The sequence below is a fragment of the Stenotrophomonas sp. YJH_SMC_53 genome (assembly GCF_059369995.1).
Map to the genome: position 1 here is coordinate 202722 of NZ_JCAFTF010000005.1, position 19051 is coordinate 221772.

At 67.9% G+C, this 19051-nt stretch carries 17 protein-coding genes, 1 other RNA gene and 1 pseudogene; 13 read left to right on the forward strand and 6 right to left on the reverse strand.

The genetic code is table 11. The features are described 5' to 3' along the window. Window positions 1–52: 52 nt before the first annotated feature. From AC5P7X_RS10025 to AC5P7X_RS10040, 4 genes are all read right to left on the reverse strand, one after another. Window positions 53–1438 (reverse strand): FAD-binding oxidoreductase, encoded by a 1386-nt coding sequence (locus tag AC5P7X_RS10025; RefSeq protein ID WP_346607339.1) that lies wholly within the window; start codon window positions 1436–1438, stop codon window positions 53–55. After that, window positions 1435–2016 (reverse strand): metal-dependent hydrolase, encoded by a 582-nt coding sequence (locus AC5P7X_RS10030; protein WP_495214774.1) that lies wholly within the window; start codon window positions 2014–2016, stop codon window positions 1435–1437. The genes AC5P7X_RS10025 and AC5P7X_RS10030 overlap by 4 nt, the downstream gene beginning before the upstream one ends. Before the next feature lie 100 nt (window positions 2017–2116). Continuing rightward, window positions 2117–2485 carry a YraN family protein gene (locus AC5P7X_RS10035; RefSeq protein ID WP_171958409.1) on the reverse strand — a complete coding sequence of 123 codons (369 nt, stop codon included), beginning with the start codon at window positions 2483–2485 and terminating at the stop codon, window positions 2117–2119. Then, window positions 2475–4196, reverse strand: a complete 1722-nt coding sequence (locus AC5P7X_RS10040; RefSeq protein ID WP_053498120.1) for a penicillin-binding protein activator — start codon at window positions 4194–4196, stop codon at window positions 2475–2477. Before AC5P7X_RS10040 ends, AC5P7X_RS10035 begins: the two co-directional genes overlap by 11 nt. An 81-nt stretch (window positions 4197–4277) precedes the next feature. Between AC5P7X_RS10040 and rsmI the strand changes: the two genes are divergently transcribed. The 4 genes from rsmI (at window position 4278) to rnpB (ending at window position 7109) form a co-directional block, all read left to right on the forward strand. Beyond that, entirely contained in the window at window positions 4278–5096 is an 819-nt protein-coding gene (gene rsmI / locus AC5P7X_RS10045) for a 16S rRNA (cytidine(1402)-2'-O)-methyltransferase (protein ID WP_065178763.1), read from the forward strand. Window positions 5097–5430: 334 nt separating this feature from the next. After that, complete coding sequence (locus AC5P7X_RS10050; RefSeq protein ID WP_070489890.1) at window positions 5431–5748, forward strand: hypothetical protein; 318 nt, start codon at window positions 5431–5433, stop codon at window positions 5746–5748. A gap of 119 nt (window positions 5749–5867) precedes the next feature. Further along, window positions 5868–6677, forward strand: a complete 810-nt coding sequence (locus AC5P7X_RS10055) for a PDZ domain-containing protein (RefSeq protein WP_005415282.1) — start codon at window positions 5868–5870, stop codon at window positions 6675–6677. A gap of 80 nt (window positions 6678–6757) precedes the next feature. Continuing rightward, an RNA gene (gene rnpB / locus AC5P7X_RS10060) (RNase P RNA component class A) lies at window positions 6758–7109 on the forward strand. Window positions 7110–7197: 88 nt separating this feature from the next. Here the strand turns inward: rnpB and AC5P7X_RS10065 are convergent. Both AC5P7X_RS10065 and AC5P7X_RS10070 read right to left on the reverse strand, forming a co-directional pair. Then, a complete protein-coding gene (locus tag AC5P7X_RS10065; RefSeq protein ID WP_005415283.1) occupies window positions 7198–7677 on the reverse strand; it encodes a DM13 domain-containing protein in 480 nt (159 codons plus the stop codon). 354 nt (window positions 7678–8031) lie between these two features. Beyond that, window positions 8032–8819: pseudogene (locus AC5P7X_RS10070) on the reverse strand (NRDE family protein). Between the two features lie 324 nt (window positions 8820–9143). Here AC5P7X_RS10070 and mraZ point away from each other — a divergent pair. From mraZ to murG, 9 genes are read left to right on the forward strand one after another with little or no spacing between them, the layout of a single operon-like run. Next, complete coding sequence (mraZ, locus tag AC5P7X_RS10075; protein ID WP_004143635.1) at window positions 9144–9590, forward strand: division/cell wall cluster transcriptional repressor MraZ; 447 nt, start codon at window positions 9144–9146, stop codon at window positions 9588–9590. 14 nt (window positions 9591–9604) lie between these two features. Continuing rightward, window positions 9605–10573: a 16S rRNA (cytosine(1402)-N(4))-methyltransferase RsmH gene (rsmH, locus tag AC5P7X_RS10080; RefSeq protein WP_012479154.1), complete on the forward strand. Its 969-nt coding sequence runs from the start codon at window positions 9605–9607 to the stop codon at window positions 10571–10573. Further along, window positions 10570–10833, forward strand: a complete 264-nt coding sequence (ftsL, locus tag AC5P7X_RS10085; protein ID WP_005415286.1) for a cell division protein FtsL — start codon at window positions 10570–10572, stop codon at window positions 10831–10833. The genes rsmH and ftsL overlap by 4 nt, the downstream gene beginning before the upstream one ends. Next, window positions 10830–12674: a peptidoglycan D,D-transpeptidase FtsI family protein gene (locus AC5P7X_RS10090; protein ID WP_005415287.1), complete on the forward strand. Its 1845-nt coding sequence runs from the start codon at window positions 10830–10832 to the stop codon at window positions 12672–12674. Before ftsL ends, AC5P7X_RS10090 begins: the two co-directional genes overlap by 4 nt. Then, the gene (locus AC5P7X_RS10095; protein ID WP_065178759.1) at window positions 12671–14179 is read left to right on the forward strand and encodes a UDP-N-acetylmuramoyl-L-alanyl-D-glutamate--2,6-diaminopimelate ligase; all 1509 of its coding nucleotides are present in this window, start codon (window positions 12671–12673) and stop codon (window positions 14177–14179) included. The genes AC5P7X_RS10090 and AC5P7X_RS10095 overlap by 4 nt, the downstream gene beginning before the upstream one ends. After that, a complete protein-coding gene (locus AC5P7X_RS10100) occupies window positions 14176–15570 on the forward strand; it encodes a UDP-N-acetylmuramoyl-tripeptide--D-alanyl-D-alanine ligase (RefSeq protein ID WP_005415290.1) in 1395 nt (464 codons plus the stop codon). Before AC5P7X_RS10095 ends, AC5P7X_RS10100 begins: the two co-directional genes overlap by 4 nt. Continuing rightward, window positions 15560–16645 carry a phospho-N-acetylmuramoyl-pentapeptide-transferase gene (gene mraY, locus AC5P7X_RS10105; RefSeq protein ID WP_005415291.1) on the forward strand — a complete coding sequence of 362 codons (1086 nt, stop codon included), beginning with the start codon at window positions 15560–15562 and terminating at the stop codon, window positions 16643–16645. Before AC5P7X_RS10100 ends, mraY begins: the two co-directional genes overlap by 11 nt. Before the next feature lies 1 nt (window position 16646). After that, window positions 16647–17966 carry a putative lipid II flippase FtsW gene (gene ftsW, locus AC5P7X_RS10110; RefSeq protein ID WP_005415292.1) on the forward strand — a complete coding sequence of 440 codons (1320 nt, stop codon included), beginning with the start codon at window positions 16647–16649 and terminating at the stop codon, window positions 17964–17966. Continuing rightward, a complete protein-coding gene (gene murG, locus AC5P7X_RS10115; RefSeq protein WP_329843132.1) occupies window positions 17963–19051 on the forward strand; it encodes an undecaprenyldiphospho-muramoylpentapeptide beta-N-acetylglucosaminyltransferase in 1089 nt (362 codons plus the stop codon). The genes ftsW and murG overlap by 4 nt, the downstream gene beginning before the upstream one ends.

Genomic DNA, 19051 nt, shown 5'->3' on the forward strand with positions numbered 1-19051 from the left:
AGCAGCCGAGCATGGGCTCGGCTCTACAGGAGTGCGAAGGAGTGTGCGCGGTCTATGCCGGCGGCAGTACCTTGCCCGGGTTGAGGATACCGTCCGGGTCAAGCGCGGCTTTGATCGCGCGCATCGTCGCCAGCGTAGCCGGTGTGAACGCCTGCGCCATGAAATCGCGCTTGGCCAGGCCGATGCCGTGTTCGCCCGACAACGTGCCACCCAGTGCCAGCGTCAGCTCGAAGATCTTCGGCAGCGCGGCATGCGCGCGCATGTTTTCATCTGCATCCTCCGGGTGATAGAGGATGTTGACGTGCAGGTTGCCGTTGCCGGCGTGGCCGAAGGTGACGATGGTGAGCGCGTAGTCCCGTGCCAGGGCCTGCACGCCGGCCACCAGTTCCGGAATGCGCGACACCGGAACCACCACGTCTTCATTGATCTTGCCCGGCGCGACGCTGCGCAGCGCAGGCGACAGCGCCTTGCGCGCCGCCCACAGCTGGTCGCGCGCGCGGCCTTCCATCGCCACGTCCAGCTCGATCATGCCGTCGCCTTCGGCGGCGCTGGCCAATGCCTGCAACAGATAGGGCAGGGTGTCGTGGTCACCATCGGCCTCGACCAGCAGCATCGCACCGGCCTCCGGCACGTCAGCACCATTGAGCCGCAGCAGCTCCAGGCTGCGCGCGTCCATGAATTCCAGGCGGGTGGGTACCACCGGCTGCGACATCAACCGCGATACGGCGGCCGCAGCAGCATCGGCATCGCGGTACAGCACGCGCAGACCGGCCTGGCTGACCGGCAGCGGGGTCAGTTTCAGCGTGGCTTCCACGATCAGTGCCAGCGTGCCTTCGCTGCCCACCAGCAGGTGGGTGAGGTCGTAGCCGGTGGCATCCTTGGTGTAGGCACCACCGCAGCGGATCAACTCGCCGGTGCCGGTGACGGCCACCAGGCCCAGCACGTTGTCGCGGCTGGTGCCGTACTTCACCGCGCGCGGGCCGCCCGCATTGCAGGCCAGGTTGCCACCGACGCTGCAGATCTCCGCACTGGACGGGTCCGGTGCCCAGAACAGGCCGTGCGGGGCCAGTGCTTGCTGCAGGGCGCCATTGAGCACGCCCGGTTGCACCACCGCGCAGCGATCGCCGGCGCGGATCTCGACGATGCGGTCCATGCGGGTGAACGACAGCACGATGCTGCCGGGCAGCGGCACGGCCGCGCCGGTGGTGCCAGTGCCGGCGCCACGTGCGACCAGAACCACGCCATGCGCGCGGCATGCACGCACCAGCGCCTGCACCTGCTCGATGTCCGCCGGAAACGCCACTGCAGCCGGGCGCTGATGGCGCCATGAGTTGTCCTGTGCGTTGGCCTCCAGCGCGCCGTCATCCATGCGCCAGCCCTCCGCGCCCAGCAGGGTGGAAAGTTCAGTAACCAATGCGGTGGGCAGGGCAGGACTCATGACGGATCTCGTGGGGCAGCAGGAGCGGGTTGGATCAGTTTCCAGGCGACAACGGCGCCGGCCAGTGGCAGCCACACCCAGCGCAGTTCGGAGAGCAGGGTAGCCACGCCGCGTGCGCTGAAGAACTGTGGCGCGAACGGTGACACGCGGATGGGGCGCCACGGCGCGAAGAAGCGCTGTTCGCTCCACGGCCAGGCCAGCGCAACGCCCAGGCCACCGGAGGTCATCGCATCCAGCAGCGGATGGCTGGCGGCGCAGACGAAGACGAATACCGCCGCTTGCACGGTAGATGCCAACCTTGGTTGGCACACACCCGCCGACCAAGGTCGGCGACTACCAAAGAACGCCAACACCGCAGCCAATGCGGCCAGCACGCCGGCAAACAGCAGTGAATGACTGGCGCCACGATGGCCGAACGCATCGGCGTAGGGAATATGCAGCGCAAAGGCCAGTACATCGGCATCGGGCAGCATGGCGGCGATCACGCCGGCGGCCAGCAGGCGCGGCGGGATGCGGCCACGATCCGCGGCGCACCACAGCGCCAGCGGCACAGCGGCATGGGTGATGATCGAAGGCATCAGTCACGCACCGTGGTCGTGCCGGCTCTGGCAGCTGCCAACCCTGGTTGGCACACAAGCGCCGACCAAGGTCGGCCTCTACCAGAGCGGACGGTACCCATCAGCAATCATCCAGCCGGAATGCATCACGCAGCCAGTGCAGCTGCGGCGGTTCGCCACTGGCTTCCACCACATCGAAGCGGCAGGGTGCATTGGCCAGCACCGGGTTGTCCTGCAGGTACAGTTGCGCGGCATGGGCCAGGCGCCGGCACTTGCGCGCATCCACTGACGCGGCGCCGCCACCGAAATCGGATCGCGCGCGGTAGCGCACTTCCACGAACACCACGGTGCCGGCATCGTCCATCACCAGGTCCAGTTCACCGCCGCGATAGCGCACATTGCGCGCACGCGGCTGCAGTCCGGCCTGTTGCAGGTGCTGCTCGGCGGCGGCTTCCACCGCCGAGCCCCGTTGGCTGCGTTCAGCGACCACCGACGATCGGCATCGGCCGGCCGCCATTGAAGGTCGACCAGGCCGGCTGGCGCAGGATGTTGCCGTTGCTGTCCAGGAACAGGGTGCCGGTGGCACCGTCCAGGCCGCCTTCGTTGGACAGCTTGTCCAGGTAGGCGGTGATCTTCCAGGCGTCGGCACCGAAGGCGAACAGGCGGCCGGCCGCACCGCGTGCGCTCGGCAGGGTGCTGGCCACCTGGCTGGCCGACGGCAGGCCGGACACGCTGCGCACGTTCCAGGCTTCGTTCGGGTAGACAATGCCGTCCAGCGCCACGTCTTCTTCCACCTTGCCGCTGCCAACGGTCAGCTGCGAGGTGCCGACGCGGGTCGCGCCGCCTGCACCGGCCAGCGCCAGCTGCGGCGCCAGCAGGCGCGCCTGCGGCGCACGCACGGCGAGGAACACGGCATCGACCTGGCCGGCGTTGCGCACCTGCGCGCCGACATCGCCGACGGCATCGGTGACGCCGATCGTGGCCACCACCTGGCCACCGCGCTGCGCGAAGCGCTGGGCAAAGGCGGCGGCGGCACGGCGGCCGGTGTCGTCAGCGCTGTTGATCACCAGCGCCTTGACGCGCTCGCGGCCACGCAGGTACTCGGCGGCGACGATGCCATCGTCTTCCGGCGCCAGCGAGAAGCCGGCACTGCCGGCCGGCGGTGCGTCCTTGCCGCGGTTCAGGGCCAGCACCGGCACCTGCAGCTGCTGGCGGCCGTACACCGCGTCCACTTCGTCGCGGCCCAGCGGGCCGACCACGAAGTCGGCACCGGAGGCGACGGCCTTGTCATAGGCGGCCAGGGCACCGGCCGGGGTGCCGGCGGTGTCGAAGAAGTTGATGTCCGGGCGGCGCCGGCTTTCACCGTAGTAGGCGCTCAACAGGCCATCGCGCACCGGCTGTGCGGCGGTGGCCAGGCGGCCGCTGAGCGGCAGCAGCACGGCCAGCTTGGCCGGCGGGCGGTAACCGTCGCTCATCGCCGGCGGGCGCTTGCTGGTGTCGAACTGGGCCGCGCCATCGCGGTCGAACGGGCGCGGCAGCGGCAGGCCGCGCGCGATCAGTGCACGGCCGGCGAAGTTGTAGAGCGGGTCGTTGGCCGGCAGGGCGGCGGCACGGCTGCGCAGGGTGGCGTCGTCGAGGGTGCCGAGCAGGCCGGCAATGGCGGCCTGGTTCTCGCTGCGCGCGCTGCCGGTCAGGCTGGAATGGGCGCGGGCCCGTTCGGTGGCGGCACCGAAGGCATCGCCGGTGCCCTGCAGGGCACTGGCACGGGCCAGGTACCAGCGTGTGCGCAGGGCCGGCAGCACGTTGTCGCCGTGGTCCTTCAGCAGGGCCAGCGCCTGCGCCGGCTGCTTATCGGCCAGGGCCAGCTCGGCACTGGTCAGCTGGTAGCGCTGCAGGCTGGCGCCGGACAGCTGGCGTGCGGTGAGCTGGCCGAGCAGGCTGCGCGCGCGGGCACTGTCGCCGGCGAGGTGCCAGGCCCAGGCCGCATCGGCCAGTGCGTTGCTGCGGGCGCCGCCGCGCAGGGTGGAGGCCAGGCCTTCCAGCTGCAGCGCGGCATCGCGCGGCTTGCCTTGTTCGATCAGCGCCAGCGCCTGGCTCTGGGCCGGCGAATCGGGCGTGCTGGTCAGGCTGGTGGTGGCACAACCGGCCAGCAGCATCAGCGACAACGACAGGGCGGAGATCCGTGCGGCGGGCTTGTTCATGATCGGGTCCATGCGATGGGGGCAGCGGCCTTGGCCGGGTACACGCTACGATTCTACCCTTGCCCCGTGAGTACCGCTGAAATGAGTGTGCCAACCCTGTACGTCGTCGCCACGCCGATCGGCAACCTGGCCGATCTGAGCCCGCGCGCGCAGGAGGTGCTGCGTTCGGTGGCGGCCATCTGTGCCGAGGACACCCGCCGCAGCGGCCAGCTGCTGTCCCATTTCGGCATCCAGCAACCGCTGGTGGCCCTGCACGAACACAATGAAGAGGCCCTGGCGCAGCGCCTGGTTTCGCGATTGCAGGCCGGCGAGTCGCTGGCGCTGGTCAGCGATGCCGGTACCCCGCTGGTCAGTGACCCCGGTTTCCGCCTGGTGCGTGCCGCGCGCGCGGCGGGCATCAAGGTCAGCCCGGTGCCCGGTGCCTGCGCCGCCATCGCCGCGCTGAGCGTGGCCGGCCTGCCCAGCGACCGTTTCAGCTTCGAGGGTTTCCTGCCGGCCAAGGCCAGCGGCCGCCGCGACCGCCTGCAGGCGCTGGCCGGCGAAGTGCGCACGATGGTGTTCTACGAATCCTCGCACCGTATCGCCGAGTCGCTGGCCGACATGGCGGCGATCTTCGGCGGCGAGCGCCCGGCGGTGCTGGCCCGCGAGCTGACCAAGCTGTTCGAGACCGTGCTTGATGGCGACCTGGCGGGGCTGCTGGCCCAAGTCGAGGCCGACGACAACCAGCGCAAGGGCGAGTTCGTGGTGATGGTGCAGGGTGCCGGTGACGACGAGGAAGCGCAGCTGGCGCATGGTCGCCGCGTCTACGCGAAGCTGAGCGAGCACCTGCCGCCGTCGACCGCCGCCAAGCTGGCCGCGGAACTGACCGGTGCGCCGCGCAAGGCGCTGTACGGCAGTTGATCGCTCGCTCCGGGCCATGTCGGGGCAGCGCGCGGCGCGAAATGCGAAACGGTTCGGATCCGCCGGAGGGACGCCAACCTCTGCCGCGTGAACGTGCTCACGTGCGCGGCTGAGGGACGAATCCGGGGACAGGCGATGTCGTGATGAGCAGCAATGACCGACCCACTGATGATCGTACGAAGCCTGCAGCCTTGGGTATTGCGGGACGTCCTGCAGAGCGGCATTGAGATCAGTCGAGCCCGTGCGGATACTCCCGATGCGGAAGGGTGTCCGTAGTGTGACCCCATTTCCGAGGCCTCTGACGCGTGAGGACCGGTGCTCGGGATGTCTTCAAATGCCTGTCCTGGGCGAAGACGCTCCGGCACACGCCTCTTCATTCCCCACTTGGGAGCAATTGTTCGAGATGGCATTGACAGCCTACCTTCAGGCTCATTTCCTGCCAAAGGATGTGTTCGCCGCATTCTGCAATGTGTCAGAAGAATGGCTAAGTCGCCTGATTGCAGTGCGCGCGGTGCCGGAGCCCACCTGCACCTGCGAGGAAGGCACCATCTATGCGCGTGCGTCGATGCCGTTCTCGCCGACCGAGTATGACCGTAGCAGTAGAAAGCGGTTGGTCGACGATCCTCGCCGGGAGCTGGGCGAAAAGTCCTGAAAGGCGTGCAGACCTGCATGGCTCGTTCACAGACTGGGACGCTGGAACACGGCAGCGGCCGAATTCCGGGGGGGGCTAAGGGGCGAAGCTCTCAAATTTCCTTCAGGGAGGAAAGACAGATGTTTGAAAAGGGACTGTTCCTGCTGTTCGCACTGGCCGATGTGCCAGCTCCTGCAGCTGAAGCGCCGCCACCCGCAGCCATTACCGAAGCCGATCTGGGCCCGGACTATGTCGGCTACCTGCTGTTCGATCCGGGGTTGGTCGAGTTCAATCGGCTGCAGTCGGTTCGCGATTACGGCAATTACCTGACCTACCGCGCGGCACGTGACGCGTTGGAGAGCTACGAGGCATGTCTGCAGGTGGGGGCCGACAACCACGCACAGATCGAGGCGGCCTACCAGCAGTTGGTGAACAGCCAGCAGCGGTACGTCAGCGCGGCGCAATGGCGCGACCTGCGGCAGGCCCTGCGTGCGAGGCGCGAGCCGGTGCCCGAGCGCGCGTCGTGGCAATGCGCCGCATTCGTGGACAACGCGCCCTATTTCGATGCGGGGTTGGACGATGCACTGCTGGGCGCCACCGAATTGGCGCGCGAGCAGGCCGGGGAAGGGGATTCGCGTAGCGACGCGCTGCGCCCGGTCCTCGGCGTTCAGATGGGGGGCGCGACCGTGATCGAATCCGAGCCTGACGAGGGTCCGGCCCATCGCGCCGGCCTGCGCAAGGGGGATGAGGTGCTGGCCGTGGCGGGTACCCGAGTGAAGACCGTCTTCGGTGTCGGCCAAGCGTTGAAAGCCTACGCGCCGGGCGATCGCGTGGACGTGCGCGTCCGCCGCATTGAATGGGACGGTTCGCAACCGCAGGTGCGGGAATTGATCGTAGGTGTGGTGCTGGAGTCGCGGGCGGTGGTGATGGCGAGGGCGAAGGGCCGCTAGAGCCACGCCACGCGTGGATGAACCGGCCGCCGCGATCGGCACGGCAGGAAGGGCGTGCGTACGCTAGAATACGCGCTGGCGGAGCCGGCCAGACAGTCGCGTCATCCCTTCGGGGGTGCCGAGGAAAGTCCGGGCTCCATAGGGCAAGGTGCCAGGTAACGCCTGGGCGGCGCAAGCCGACGGAAAGTGCAACAGAAAGATACCGCCTACGTCTTCTTCGGAAGGCCGGTAAGGGTGAAATGGTGCGGTAAGAGCGCACCGCGAGTCTGGCAACAGACCGGCACGGCAAACCCCACCTGGAGCAAGACCAAATAGGGATCCTTTGGCGCGGCCCGCGTTGGATCCGGGTAGGTTGCTTGAGCGTTGCGGTGACGTAACGCCTAGAGGAATGACTGTCCACGACAGAACCCGGCTTATCGGCCGGCTCCGCCTCTTTTTCCGGTAAGCCGAGCACGGCTCGGCTCTACAGTACAGCCGAGCCATGCTCGGCTGCTTTCCGTCCAGACGCTCGGGATGTTGTTCAGCCCGGCGTGCGGTACTGCCCGGCGGAAATGAACTGCGAGAAGCGCTCGCACCACACCACCACCGTGGTGTAGTCGTCCACGTCCACGTTCGCGGGCACCTCGACCAGGAAGCGGTTGAAGGTCTTTACCTCGCCGATGCGCTGGGCCTGCGCCTTGATCTTCAGGAAGTCGGCCTTGTTATCGACGAAGTCACGGACCAGGTACACCTTGTAATCCGGGCCCGGTCCCATCTTCCCGTCGAAGGCGACCTGGGTGGCACTGACGCTGACCTTGCCTTCGGCCCAGTGCACCGCATCGCTGCCTTTGAGGTCGCGGCGGAAGGTGGTGCGGTAGGTGGCGTCTTTCATTGCGGCCTGTACCTGGGCGACCGGCGGGTCATCGGGGGCGATCAGGATCGGCAGCAGATAGACGCCCAGGCCGAAGCCCAGGCCGAGGGTGAGCAGATGGGTGGCGAGCAGGATGAGGATGCGGCGCATGGGGCCTCCTTGTGGTTGCGGTCGATCGCGCGGCGTGGTGCCGGGCGCGACCACCCTGGGAGGTCAGGGCCGACATTTATAGACACAGTGCCGAATGCGAAAAGGACACAGTGGGCGGGCTGGAATGCCGGGACCCCTGTGGCACGGGCACATTGCGGTCGCGGCTGAAAGCTGAATGACGTTTCAAGCCCGCTGCGATGGCGACCGCCGTCACGTGGATCGCGACATCAAGCTGCGGGTAGTGCCGGCCGCTGGCCGGCAGCTTCATGGCGAATCCGAGCATCCAAAGGCTGCCGGCCAGCAGCCGGCACTACCCCCGCCACGAGCATCCGGCCAAGGGCCGTCTTGATCGGGTCAGAAAATGACGTGGCTTTGTCCGCTCGGTCACCCTGCGGGCCGAAGCGGCGTTCGTGGATCTCGCCGTGGCCGTCGGCGTCGATCAGCAGCACGGTGCTGGCGCGGGTGCCGTAGTCGTCGCCGCGGATGAAGGCCGGGCTCAACCAGCGCTCGCGTTCCAGGCCGATGCCGGTGTCGGGCAGGTCGCTGTCGGCGGGGCGGTGTTCATCGGCCAAGGCATTCCAGAGCGGGGTCAGGTCCGGGGTCAGATCCCTTTCGCGTTGCGAAAGGGATCTGATCCCGTCTGCTTCCAGCCATGCCGACAGCGCGGCCATCAGCCGTCGGGTCTTCGGCCAGGGCGCGTCCAGCGCGCCGTTGGACATGCCGTGGACGCCCGGGCCAAGCGTCTGCCGTTCGGCGGGATGGTTGCCCAGGTACTCCAGGCTGTCGCCATCGGCCAGCAACAGATTGAATGGAGCGTAGGCACCCGCCACGGTTGCCAGCCGCTCGATATGCACGGCGGCCGGGTCGCGGCCGCGCAGGAAGTCGGCCACCAGCGCGCCCCGCGACGGTCCGGTCTGGGCCGCCAGCGGGTCGCGGACGTTGGTGACCACCGCCATCCGGCCCGAGGCGCCGACCCCGGCCCAGCCACCGCCGGAGCGCAGGTCGCGTCCCCCGATGACGGAGGTCTCATCCTGCCAGGGGGCCAGCGCCGCGGTGGGGCGGGCGTGGAACTCATCACGGTTGCCGGTCATTACCAGCCGCCAGCGCGGGTGGTGCATCCAGCCAAGAGCGAGCAGGCACATGGCCTCATTGTGCACCGTTTGCGCATTACGGCGCCGTTTCCGGCCAGGCCGGGATGAATGCGCGGTCGATGTTTCACGCCCCGTCCACGCCCCTGAACTTCCGTTCAATCTCAAAAATTGAGACGGATCAGCAACTTGTGGATAAGCCTTGAACAATTCTCTAAAGGTTGTTGCAAGCCATTGATGCGGCTGGCGATTTCCCTGCTGAAAAGTTGTTGACAACCCTCTGCCCGCTGCTAAGGTGGGCATCAGAGGGAAATCCGGGTGTTTTGTGGGTTTTCGTGGTTCAATGTTTCACCGGGCGAAGGACAAGGTGCAGGCGTCGTGTTCCAGGGCGAGACGGCCATCACAGTTGACGACAAGGGGCGCATGGCGGTTCCCACCGCTTACCGCGACCTCGTCGCGCGCGCCAGCAACAACCGTCTCGTGCTGACCTACAACCCGTTCGAAGCCGGCTGCCTGTGGCTGTACGCAGAGTCGGAATGGGAACGGGTCCGCGACGATGTGATGTCCAAGCCCAACACCCAGCGCGTCGTGCGCCTGTTGCAGCAGAAGCTGGTCGGCTCGGCCGCCCATCTGGAACTGGACGGCAACGGTCGCATCAGCATCCCCGCCAGCCACCGCGGTGCGGTGGGCATTGAGAAGAAGGCGGTATTGCTCGGCATGGGCGACAAGTTCGAATTGTGGAGCGAGCAGGCGCATCGGGCCCTGATCCAGCAGACGTTGTCTGACGAGGATCTGGGTGATGGGTTGCTCGACCTGAAGTTGTGAGCCGGGGTGCCCGGATGCGCCCAGAAGCGCAGACCGGTCACCTTCCGGTGTCGCAGTCGCCGGCGGTGCACCTGCCGGTCCTGTACACCCAGGTCCTTGAAGGCCTGAGGGTGATCGAAAACGGACGTTATCTGGATGGCACGTTCGGTCGTGGCGGTCATGCACGTGGCGTGCTTACCCAGCTCGGTCCCGAGGGGCGCCTGCTGGTCATGGACAAGGATCCGGAAGCCATCGCCGTTGCCGAGCGCGATTTCGCGCCGGATCCGCGCGTGTCCATCTTCCGTGGCAGCTTCGCCCAGCTGCTGCAGTGGGATGCCACGGCCGAAGGCCTGGACGGCGTGCTGTTCGACCTGGGCGTGTCGTCGCCGCAGCTGGATGTGGCCGAACGAGGCTTCAGCTTCGGCAAGGACGGCCCGCTGGACATGCGCATGGACCCGGACAGCGGTGAAAGCGCCGCGCAGTGGATCAACCGCGTCGAAGAGCGCGAGATCGCCGACGTGCTGTGGACCTATGGCGAAGAGCGGCAGAGCCGGCGCATCGCCCGCGCCATCGTGGCCCGCCGCGAGAAGCAGCCGTTCTCCCGCACCGCCGAACTGGCCGAGCTTATCGCCTCGGTGATGCCGCGTGGCAAGGACAAGATCCACCCGGCCACGCGCAGCTTCCAGGCCATCCGCATCCACATCAACCGCGAGCTGGCAGACCTGGAAGCGGGGCTCGATGCGGCGGTGGAAAGGCTCAAGCCCGGTGGCCGTCTGGCGGTGATCAGCTTCCACTCGCTGGAAGACCGCATCGTCAAGCAGTACATGAACCGCCTGGCCAAGGCGCCACCGGCCAACCGCCGCCTGCCCGAGGCCGTTGCGTTCGTGCCGACGCTGGACCTGATCGGCGGGGCCATCAAGGCCACCGACGAAGAGCTGGCCGCCAACCCGCGCGCCCGCAGCGCGGTGCTGCGCGTGGCCCAGAAACGGGAGGCCGACGCATGAGCCGGCTGCTGCTGATCATCCTGTTGGCCTGCACCGTGGCCTCGGCGATCGGCGTCGTGTTCGTGCGTCACCGTCATCGGCAGACGTTCATCGAGCTGTCGCGCGCCGAGCGCAAGCGCGATGACATCAACCTGGAATTCGGCCGCCTGCAGCTGGAGCAGGCCACGTTGGCCGAAGCCAACCGTGTCGATCGCATCGCCCGCGAAAAGCTCGGCATGAAGTTCCCCGAGGCCGCCGACATCGTGGTGGTGCGCCCATGAGCAAGGCCGGTCGCAACCGTCCACGCAATGCCTTCAACCTGCGCCAGCGCCTGCGCTGGGTCGCGCTGGCGCTCGGCCTGTGCTCGGTGTCGCTGGTCGGCCGCGCGGCCTACGTGCAGATCATCAACAGCGACTTCTACCAGCGCCAGGGCGAGGCCCGCTATCTGCGCGAGCTGCCGATCAAGACTTCGCGCGGCATGATCACCGACCGCAACGGCGAGCCGCTGGCGGTGTCCACGCCGGTTGCCTCGATCTGGGTCAACCCGCAGGACCTGCTGCGTTCGCCCGAGCGCATCCCCGAGCTGGCCCAGGCGGTCGGCATGTCGGTGGATGAGCTGAGCAGCCGCCTGTCGCAGAAGTCGGACAAGGAATTCATGTATCTGCGTCGCCGGATCAATCCGGACGAGGCAGAGAAGGTGGTCGCGCTGAAGATTCCGGGCGTGGCGGCTCAGCGCGAGTTCCGCCGCTTCTACCCGCAGGGTGAGGCGATGGCGCACGTGCTGGGCTTCACCAACATCGATGATCGCGGCCAGGAAGGCCTGGAACTGGCCTTCGACGAATGGCTGCGCGGCAAGCCCGGTGCGAAGCGGGTGATCCGCAACCGCAAGGGGGAAACCGTCGAAAGCGATCTGCTGCGTGCCGCTGAGCCGGGCAAGGACCTGACCCTCAGCATCGACCGCCGCATCCAGTACCTGGCCTTCAAGGAGCTGCGCAACGCGCTGGTGGCCAACAAGGCGGCCGGTGGTTCGATGGTGATCATGGACGTGACCACCGGCGAGATCCTGGCCATGGTCAACCTGCCCACCTACAACCCGAATTCGTTGACCGGCGCGATCCCTGATACGCGCCGCAACCGTGCGGTGACCGACCTGGTCGAGCCGGGTTCGACGATGAAGCCGCTGACCATCGCCACCGCGCTGCAGGCCGGTGCGGTGACCAAGGACACCATCATCGACACCAACCCGGGCTACATGACGCTGGGTCGCTTCACCATCCGCGACGTGCCACGCAACAACGGCGTGCTGAACGTGACCGGCGTGATCACCCGCAGTTCGAACGTGGGTGCAGCCAAGGTTGCGGCGAAGATGCCGGACCAGACCTTCTACGACGGCGTGCGCCGCTTCGGCTATGGCTCGGCGCCGCACAGCGGTTTCCCCGGTGAATCGGCTGGTGTGGTGATGCGTCCGGCGCGCTGGTCGGGGACCACCAAGACCACCATGTCCTACGGCTACGGCCTGTCGGTCACGCCACTGCAGATTGCCACCGCCTACTCGGCGCTGGCCAACGGCGGGCGCCTGATCGCGCCGACCTTCGTCAAGGGCCAGCGCAACGAAGGCCAGCAGATCATCGACGAGAACGTCGCCAGGCAGGTGGTGGCGATGATGGAAACGGTGGTCACCCAGGGCGGCGCCAAGCAGGCGGCGGTGCTGGGCTACCGCGTGGCCGGCAAGACCGGCACTGCACGCAAGGCTGGCCCGGGCGGTTACGAGCGCGGGCATTACAACGCGCTGTTCGCCGGCGTGGTGCCGGCCACCAACCCGCGCTTCGCCACCGTCATCGTCATCAACGATCCGCAGGCCGGCAAGTTCTACGGCGGCCTGGTGTCGGCGCCGGTCTATCACAACGTGATGGAAGGCACCCTGCGCCTGATGGACGTGCCGCTGGACGACCTGCAGTCGTGGCTGGCCGCACAGCAGTCGGGCAAGGTCGGCCATTCGGCCTCGATCCTGCCCGCACCGCCGGCCGAGACCGCGCTGCCGGTCGATGCCGCCGCTGAATTCGATGCTGCGCTGCCGAGCGCGCAAGCCCAGACGCCGCCCGTTACGGGAGGCACGCAATGAGTCCTTCGATGTTGCTTTCGCAGTTGCTTCCGGACGTGGCCCTGGCGGGCCATGATCCCGTTCTGACCGGCCTGGTGCTGGACAGCCGCGCCGTGCGCCCCGGCAATGCCTTCGTCGCGATCGCCGGCTTCGGCGCGCATGGGCTGGGCTTTGTCGAGCAGGCCCGTGCGGCCGGTGCCAGCGTCATCCTGTTCGAGCCACCGGCACCGGCCGAGCTGCCGGCGCCGGCCGATGCGATCGCCGTGCCGGGCCTGCGGGCGCGCATGGGGGCGATGGCCGACCAGTTCCATGGCGCGCCGTCGCGGGCGATGGCGATGGTCGGCGTGACCGGTACCAACGGCAAAACCTCCACCGTGCAGCTGCTGGCCCAGGCCTGGCACCTGCTCGGAACGCCCAGTGGCAGTATCGGCACGTTGGGCGCCGGACTTTATGGTGCGGTCGAGCCGACTGGTTTCACCACGCCGCTGGTGCTGCAGATGCATGCGCTGCTGGCACAGCTGCGCGACGCTGGTGCGCGCGCGGTGGCGATGGAAGTCAGCTCGCACGCGCTGGACCAGGGCCGCGTGGATGCCGTGCACTACGACGTGGCGGTGTTCACCAACCTCACCCGCGATCATCTGGACTACCACGGTGACATGGCCAGCTACGGCGCGGCCAAGGCGCGGCTGTTCCATCGCCCGGGCCTGAAGGCGGCGGTGGTCAACCTGGACGACGCCTTCGGTCGCCAGCTGTTCGCTGGCCTGCCTGCTGGCGTGCAACCGATCGGCCTGAGCTCGCGCGCTGCCGCTGACGCCAGCGTGCGCGCCGAGGCGCTGCAACTGGATGGACGCGGCATTGCCTTCGAGCTGGTCATCGACGGCCAGCGTGCTGCGGTGCAGTCGCCGCTGCTGGGCCGCTTCAACGTGGACAACCTGCTGGCCGTGGCCGGTACTCTGCATGCGCAGGGCCAGCCGCTGCCGCGCATCGCCGAAGTGCTGTCGGCGCTGCAGCCGATCCGTGGCCGCATGAACCGCCTGGGTGGTGAAGACGGTCTGCCGACCGTGGTGGTCGATTACGCCCATACCCCGGACGCGCTGGAGCAGGCGCTGGACAGCCTGCACGGCCATCTGCAGGGCACGCTGTTCTGCGTGTTCGGCTGCGGTGGCGAGCGCGATACCGGCAAGCGACCGCAGATGGCGGCGATTGCCGAGCGCCTGGCCAACCAGGTCATCGTCACCGACGACAACCCGCGCGGCGAGGATGGCGACGTGATCGTGGCCGACATCCTGGCCGGCTTCCAGCACGCCGATGCCGTGACCGTGCAGCGCAACCGCGCGCGTGCGATCGGCCTGGCGGTGAAGCGTGCCGGTGCCGGCGACATCATCCTGATTGCCGGCAAGGGCCATGAGCCGTACCAGGAAGTGAATGGCGTGCGCCATGACTTCGACGACACCGAAGTGGCTGCGGCTGCACTGGCGGCCAAGGCCGGTGTTCTGCAGGCAAAGGCCGGGGAGGGCGCCGCATGAAGCGCACCCTGCTTTCGCTGATCGCACACTGGGCCGGCGGCGAGATCCATGGCGACGACGTGGCCATCGATGCAGTCAGCAATGACACCCGTAGCCTGGGCCCGGGCAGCCTGTATGTGGCGCTGCGCGGCGAGCGTTTCGACGGCCATGACTTCGCTGCCGACGCGCAGGCGCGCGGTGCCAGTGCGCTGCTGGTCGAGCGGCTGCTGCCGATCGAGCTGCCGCAGGTACTGGTGGCCGACAGCGAGCTGGCACTGGCGAAGATCGCCACCGGCATGCAGCGTGACCGTGGCACCGAGGTGTTCGCGATCACCGGCAGCAATGGCAAGACCAGCGTGAAGAGCCTGCTGCTGTCGATCCTGCAGCAGGTGGCCCAGCACGCGCACAAGGTGGTCTACGCCAACCCGGGTAACCGCAACAACGAGATCGGCCTGCCGCTGGCGGTGATCGACGCGCCGGAAGATGCCGACTACGCCGTCTACGAGATGGGCGCTGGCAAGCCTGGCGATATCGCCTACCTGACCGACATCGCCCGCCCGCGCTATGCGCTGGTCAACAACATTGCCCCGGCACACCTGGAACGCATGGGCAGCCTGCTCGGCGTGGCGGTGACCAAGGGCGCGATCTATGCCGCGCTGCCGGCCGATGGCGTGGCGGTGATCAACGCCGACGATGCCTACGGCCGCTGGTTCGAGCAGCACTTTGTCGGTCGCCCGCAGCGTTGCCGCGTGCTGCGCTATGGGCTGGAACACTCGGCGGACGTGACCGCGCGCGACATCCGCGCCGGTGCACAGGGCAGCCAGTTCACCCTGGTCGCCCCGACCGGCGAAGCCCGCGTGGTGCTGGGCCTGCCGGGTCGCCACAACGTCAGCAATGCGCTGGCCGCCGCCAGCCTGGCGCTGGCGGCCGGTGTCGATCTGGCGCTGATTGCGGCCGGTCTGGCCGAGGCGCAGCCGGTACCGGGACGCCAGATTGCCCATCAGCTGCGCAACGGCGCGGTGCTGGTGGACGACAGCTACAACGCCAATCCCGGCTCGCTGGCTGCGGCCATCGATGCCCTGGCCGCTGCCCCGGAAGAGGGCTGGCTGGTGCTGGGTGACATGCGCGAGCTGGGCCCGGACGCCGAGGCGCTGCATGCGCAGGCCGGCATCCGCGCACGCGCCGCCGGCCTGAAGCGCCTGTACGCGCTGGGCCCGCTCAGTGCCGCCGCCGCCACCGCCTTCGGCGACGGCGGCCGTCATTTCGCCACCCACGACGCGCTGTCGCAGGCGCTGAAGGACGAGCTGCACGCCGGCGTGCGCTGCCTGGTCAAGGGTTCCCGTGGCAGCGCCATGGACACGATTGTCAAAGCGCTGCTGGCGCAAGGAGAGGAATCCCCGCATGTTGTATGAACTGGCTCGATGGTTGCAGCAGTTGGAGAGCCTGTTCGGGCTGTTTAACTACCAGACGTTCCGCGCCATCCTTGCCGCGCTGACGGCCCTGTTCCTGTCGCTGTGGCTTGGCCCGGCGATGATCCGCAAGCTCGCCCAGTTCAAGGGCGGCCAGCCGATCCGCCAGGACGGTCCGCAGACCCATTTCTCCAAGGCTGGCACGCCGACCATGGGCGGTTCGCTGATCCTGCTCACCATCACCCTGTCGGTGCTGATGTGGGCCGACCTGCGCAACCGCTACGTGTGGCTGGTGCTGGCGGTGATGCTGTGCTTCGGCGCCATCGGCTGGTATGACGACTGGATCAAGATCGTCCGCCGTGACCCGAACGGCCTGAAGTCGCGCTGGAAGTACCTGCTGCAGTCGATCTTCGGCCTGGCCGCGGGCCTGTTCCTGTTCTACACGGCCGACGTGCCGGCAGCGCTGACCTTCTACATCCCGATGTTCAAGTCGGTCGCGCTGCCGCTGGCCGGCATCGGCTTCGTGGCCATCGCCTACTTCTGGATCGTCGGCTTCTCCAACGCGGTGAACCTGACCGACGGCCTGGACGGCCTGGCAATCATGCCGACCGTGCTGGTGGCCTGCGCGCTGGGCGTGTTCGCCTATGCCTCGGGCAACGTGGTGTTCGCCAACTACCTGCAGATCCCGCAGATCCCGGGCGCCGGCGAGCTGGTCATCATCTGCGCGGCCATCGCCGGAGCCGGCCTGGGCTTCCTGTGGTTCAACACCTATCCGGCCATGGTCTTCATGGGCGACATCGGCGCGCTGGCGCTGGGTGCGGTGCTGGGCACCATCGCGGTGATCACCCGCCAGGAACTGGTGCTGGTGATCATGGGCGGCGTGTTCGTCATCGAAACCCTGTCGGTGATGATCCAGGTCGCCTCGTTCAAGCTGACCGGCAAGCGCGTGTTCCGCATGGCGCCGATCCACCACCATTTCGAACTGAAGGGCTGGCCGGAGCCGCGCGTGATCGTGCGCTTCTGGATCATTTCCGTCGTGCTCGTGCTGATCGGCCTGGCCACGTTGAAGGTGCGCTGAGATGAACGACCTGTCCCGCCAGGCAACACGCCTTGAAGCCATCGAAGGCAGCTACGACAAGTGGCTGCTGGGCGCGATCATCGCGCTTACCGGCGTGGGCGTGGTGATGGTGGCGTCCAGCTCGATCGCCTTGATGAGCAGCCCGTTCTACTACCTCAACCGCCACCTGATCTTCCTGGCGGTGGGTATCGTGCTGGCGGTCATCGCCGCCCGCACCGAGCTGAAGTCCATCGAGCAGTACAACCAGATGCTGCTGCTGGGCTGCTTCGTGCTGCTGCTGGCGGTGTTCGCGCCGGGCCTGGGCAGCACGGTCAACGGCGCACGCCGCTGGATCAACCTGGGCATCTCCAAGTTCCAGACGGTCGAGGCGGTGAAGGTGCTGTACATCGTCTGGCTGTCCAGCTACCTGGTGCGCTTCCGCGACGAGGTCAATGCGACCTGGCCGGCGATGCTCAAGCCGCTGGGCGTGGCCGGTGCGCTGGTGGTGCTGCTGCTGCTGCAGCCGGACTTTGGTTCTTCGACCCTGCTGCTGGCGATCACCGCCGGCATGCTGGTGCTGGGCGGGGTGAACATGCCGCGCATGTCGATGCCGGTGGTCATCGGCCTGGTCGGCATGAGCGCGCTGGCGATCATCGAGCCGTACCGCATGCGCCGCATCACCTCGTTCCTGGACCCGTGGGCCGACCAGCAGGGCGACGGCTACCAGCTGTCCAACGCGCTGATGGCGGTGGGCCGTGGCGAGTGGACCGGCGTCGGCCTGGGCAATTCGGTGCAGAAGCTCTACTACCTGCCGGAAGCGCATACCGACTTCATCTTCTCGGTCACCGCTGAGGAATTCGGTTTCCTGGGTACCTGCGTGATCGTGGCGCTGTACGCGCTGCTGGTCGGCCGTACCTTCTGGCTGGGCATGCGCTGCGTGGAAATGAAGCGCCACTTCTCCGGCTACATCGCCTTCGGCATCGGCCTGTGGATCAGCATGCAGACCTTCGTTTCGATCGGCGTGAACCTGGGTATCCTGCCGACCAAGGGCCTGACTCTGCCGCTGATCTCCTCCGGCGGCTCGTCGGTGCTGATGACCTGCGTGGCGATGGGCCTGCTGCTGCGCGTGTCCTATGAGCTCAAGCGCGCCGAGCGTCGCCAGGCCGTGCGCATCGGTGGCGCCGAAGAAACGGCTGCCGAGCCGATGGACGCCGCCGCCACGCCGGTGGCCGCCAGCGTGCCGGCGAGCGCCGAGCCGACGGCTGCCGCTGCGGCGAACGCAGCGCGCGGCACCAGCCGCCTGCAGTCGCGCATCGAACCGACCTTCGGGAGGCTGTCATGAGTGCAGCCAACGAGAAGGTGCGCCCGGTGATGATCCTGGCCGGTGGTACCGGCGGTCACATCTTCCCCGGCCTGGCCGTGGCCCGCGTGCTGCGCGAGCGTGGCGTGCCGGTCACCTGGATGGGCGCCGAAGGCGCGATGGAAACCCGCCTGGTGCCGCAGCACGACATCGCCATCGACACGCTGGCGATTACCGGCCTGCGCGGCAAGGGCAAGCTGGCGCTGCTGGCGGCGCCATGGCGGCTGATGCGCGCGCTGCGCGCGGCCGGCATGATCATCCGCACGCGCCAGCCGCGTGCGGTGGTGGCCTTCGGTGGCTTCGCCTCCGGCCCGGGTGGCATGGCCACGCGCCTGCATGGCCTGCCGCTGATCGTGCATGAGCAGAACCGTGCACCCGGCCTGACCAACCGCATCCTGTCGCGCTATGCGCGCCGGCTGCTGACCGGCTTCCCGGGCACCTTCGCCCAGCGCGAGGAGTTCGTCGGCAACCCGGTGCGTGCGGAGATCGCCGCCATCGCTCCGCCGGAACAGCGCTTCGCCGACCGCAACGGCCCGCTGCGCGTGCTGGTGGTGGGCGGCAGCCAGGGGGCGCGCGCACTCAATGCCGGCGTGCCGCAGGCGATTGCCGCGCTGGGTGCCGGCGTGCCGGTCCAGGTGCGCCACCAGAGCGGCGAGAAAATGCATGCCGAGGCGGTCGAGGCGTATGCCAAGGCCGGCGTGCAGGCTGAAATCACCCCGTTCATCGCCGACATGGCCGAGGCCTTCGCCTGGGCCGATCTGGTCGTGTGCCGCTCCGGTGCGTCGACCCTGGCCGAGCTGTGCGCGGCCGGCGTCGGCAGCGTGCTGGTGCCATTCCCTGCTGCCGTCGACGATCACCAGACCCGCAATGCGGAGTACCTGGTCGAGCGCGGCGCGGCGGTGTTGCTGAAGCAGGACGGAACGCTGGCCGACGGCATTGCCGCACTGCTGCGCGATCTGTCCGAAAATCCCGCCCGCCGCATGCAGATGGCGCAAGCCGCGCGTGCCCTGGCCAAGGTCGATGCCGCCGAGCGCATCGCCGATATCATTCTCGAGGAAGCTGTATGA

Bases quoted from the DNA above. Each gene is read 5' to 3' on its own strand.
- AC5P7X_RS10025 (WP_346607339.1), bottom strand. From the start codon at position 1,438: ATGAGTCCTGCCCTGCCCACCGCATTGGTTACTGAACTTTCCACCCTG.
- AC5P7X_RS10030 (WP_495214774.1), bottom strand. From the start codon at position 2,016: ATGCCTTCGATCATCACCCATGCCGCTGTGCCGCTGGCGCTGTGGTGC.
- AC5P7X_RS10040 (WP_053498120.1), bottom strand. From the start codon at position 4,196: ATGAACAAGCCCGCCGCACGGATCTCCGCCCTGTCGTTGTCGCTGATG.
- rsmI (WP_065178763.1), top strand. From the start codon at position 4,278: ATGAGTGTGCCAACCCTGTACGTCGTCGCCACGCCGATCGGCAACCTG.
- AC5P7X_RS10050 (WP_070489890.1), top strand. From the start codon at position 5,431: ATGCCTGTCCTGGGCGAAGACGCTCCGGCACACGCCTCTTCATTCCCC.
- AC5P7X_RS10055 (WP_005415282.1), top strand. From the start codon at position 5,868: ATGTTTGAAAAGGGACTGTTCCTGCTGTTCGCACTGGCCGATGTGCCA.
- AC5P7X_RS10065 (WP_005415283.1), bottom strand. From the start codon at position 7,677: ATGCGCCGCATCCTCATCCTGCTCGCCACCCATCTGCTCACCCTCGGC.
- rsmH (WP_012479154.1), top strand. From the start codon at position 9,605: ATGCGCCCAGAAGCGCAGACCGGTCACCTTCCGGTGTCGCAGTCGCCG.
- ftsL (WP_005415286.1), top strand. From the start codon at position 10,570: ATGAGCCGGCTGCTGCTGATCATCCTGTTGGCCTGCACCGTGGCCTCG.
- AC5P7X_RS10090 (WP_005415287.1), top strand. From the start codon at position 10,830: ATGAGCAAGGCCGGTCGCAACCGTCCACGCAATGCCTTCAACCTGCGC.
- AC5P7X_RS10095 (WP_065178759.1), top strand. From the start codon at position 12,671: ATGAGTCCTTCGATGTTGCTTTCGCAGTTGCTTCCGGACGTGGCCCTG.
- AC5P7X_RS10100 (WP_005415290.1), top strand. From the start codon at position 14,176: ATGAAGCGCACCCTGCTTTCGCTGATCGCACACTGGGCCGGCGGCGAG.
- mraY (WP_005415291.1), top strand. From the start codon at position 15,560: ATGTTGTATGAACTGGCTCGATGGTTGCAGCAGTTGGAGAGCCTGTTC.
- ftsW (WP_005415292.1), top strand. From the start codon at position 16,647: ATGAACGACCTGTCCCGCCAGGCAACACGCCTTGAAGCCATCGAAGGC.
- murG (WP_329843132.1), top strand. From the start codon at position 17,963: ATGAGTGCAGCCAACGAGAAGGTGCGCCCGGTGATGATCCTGGCCGGT.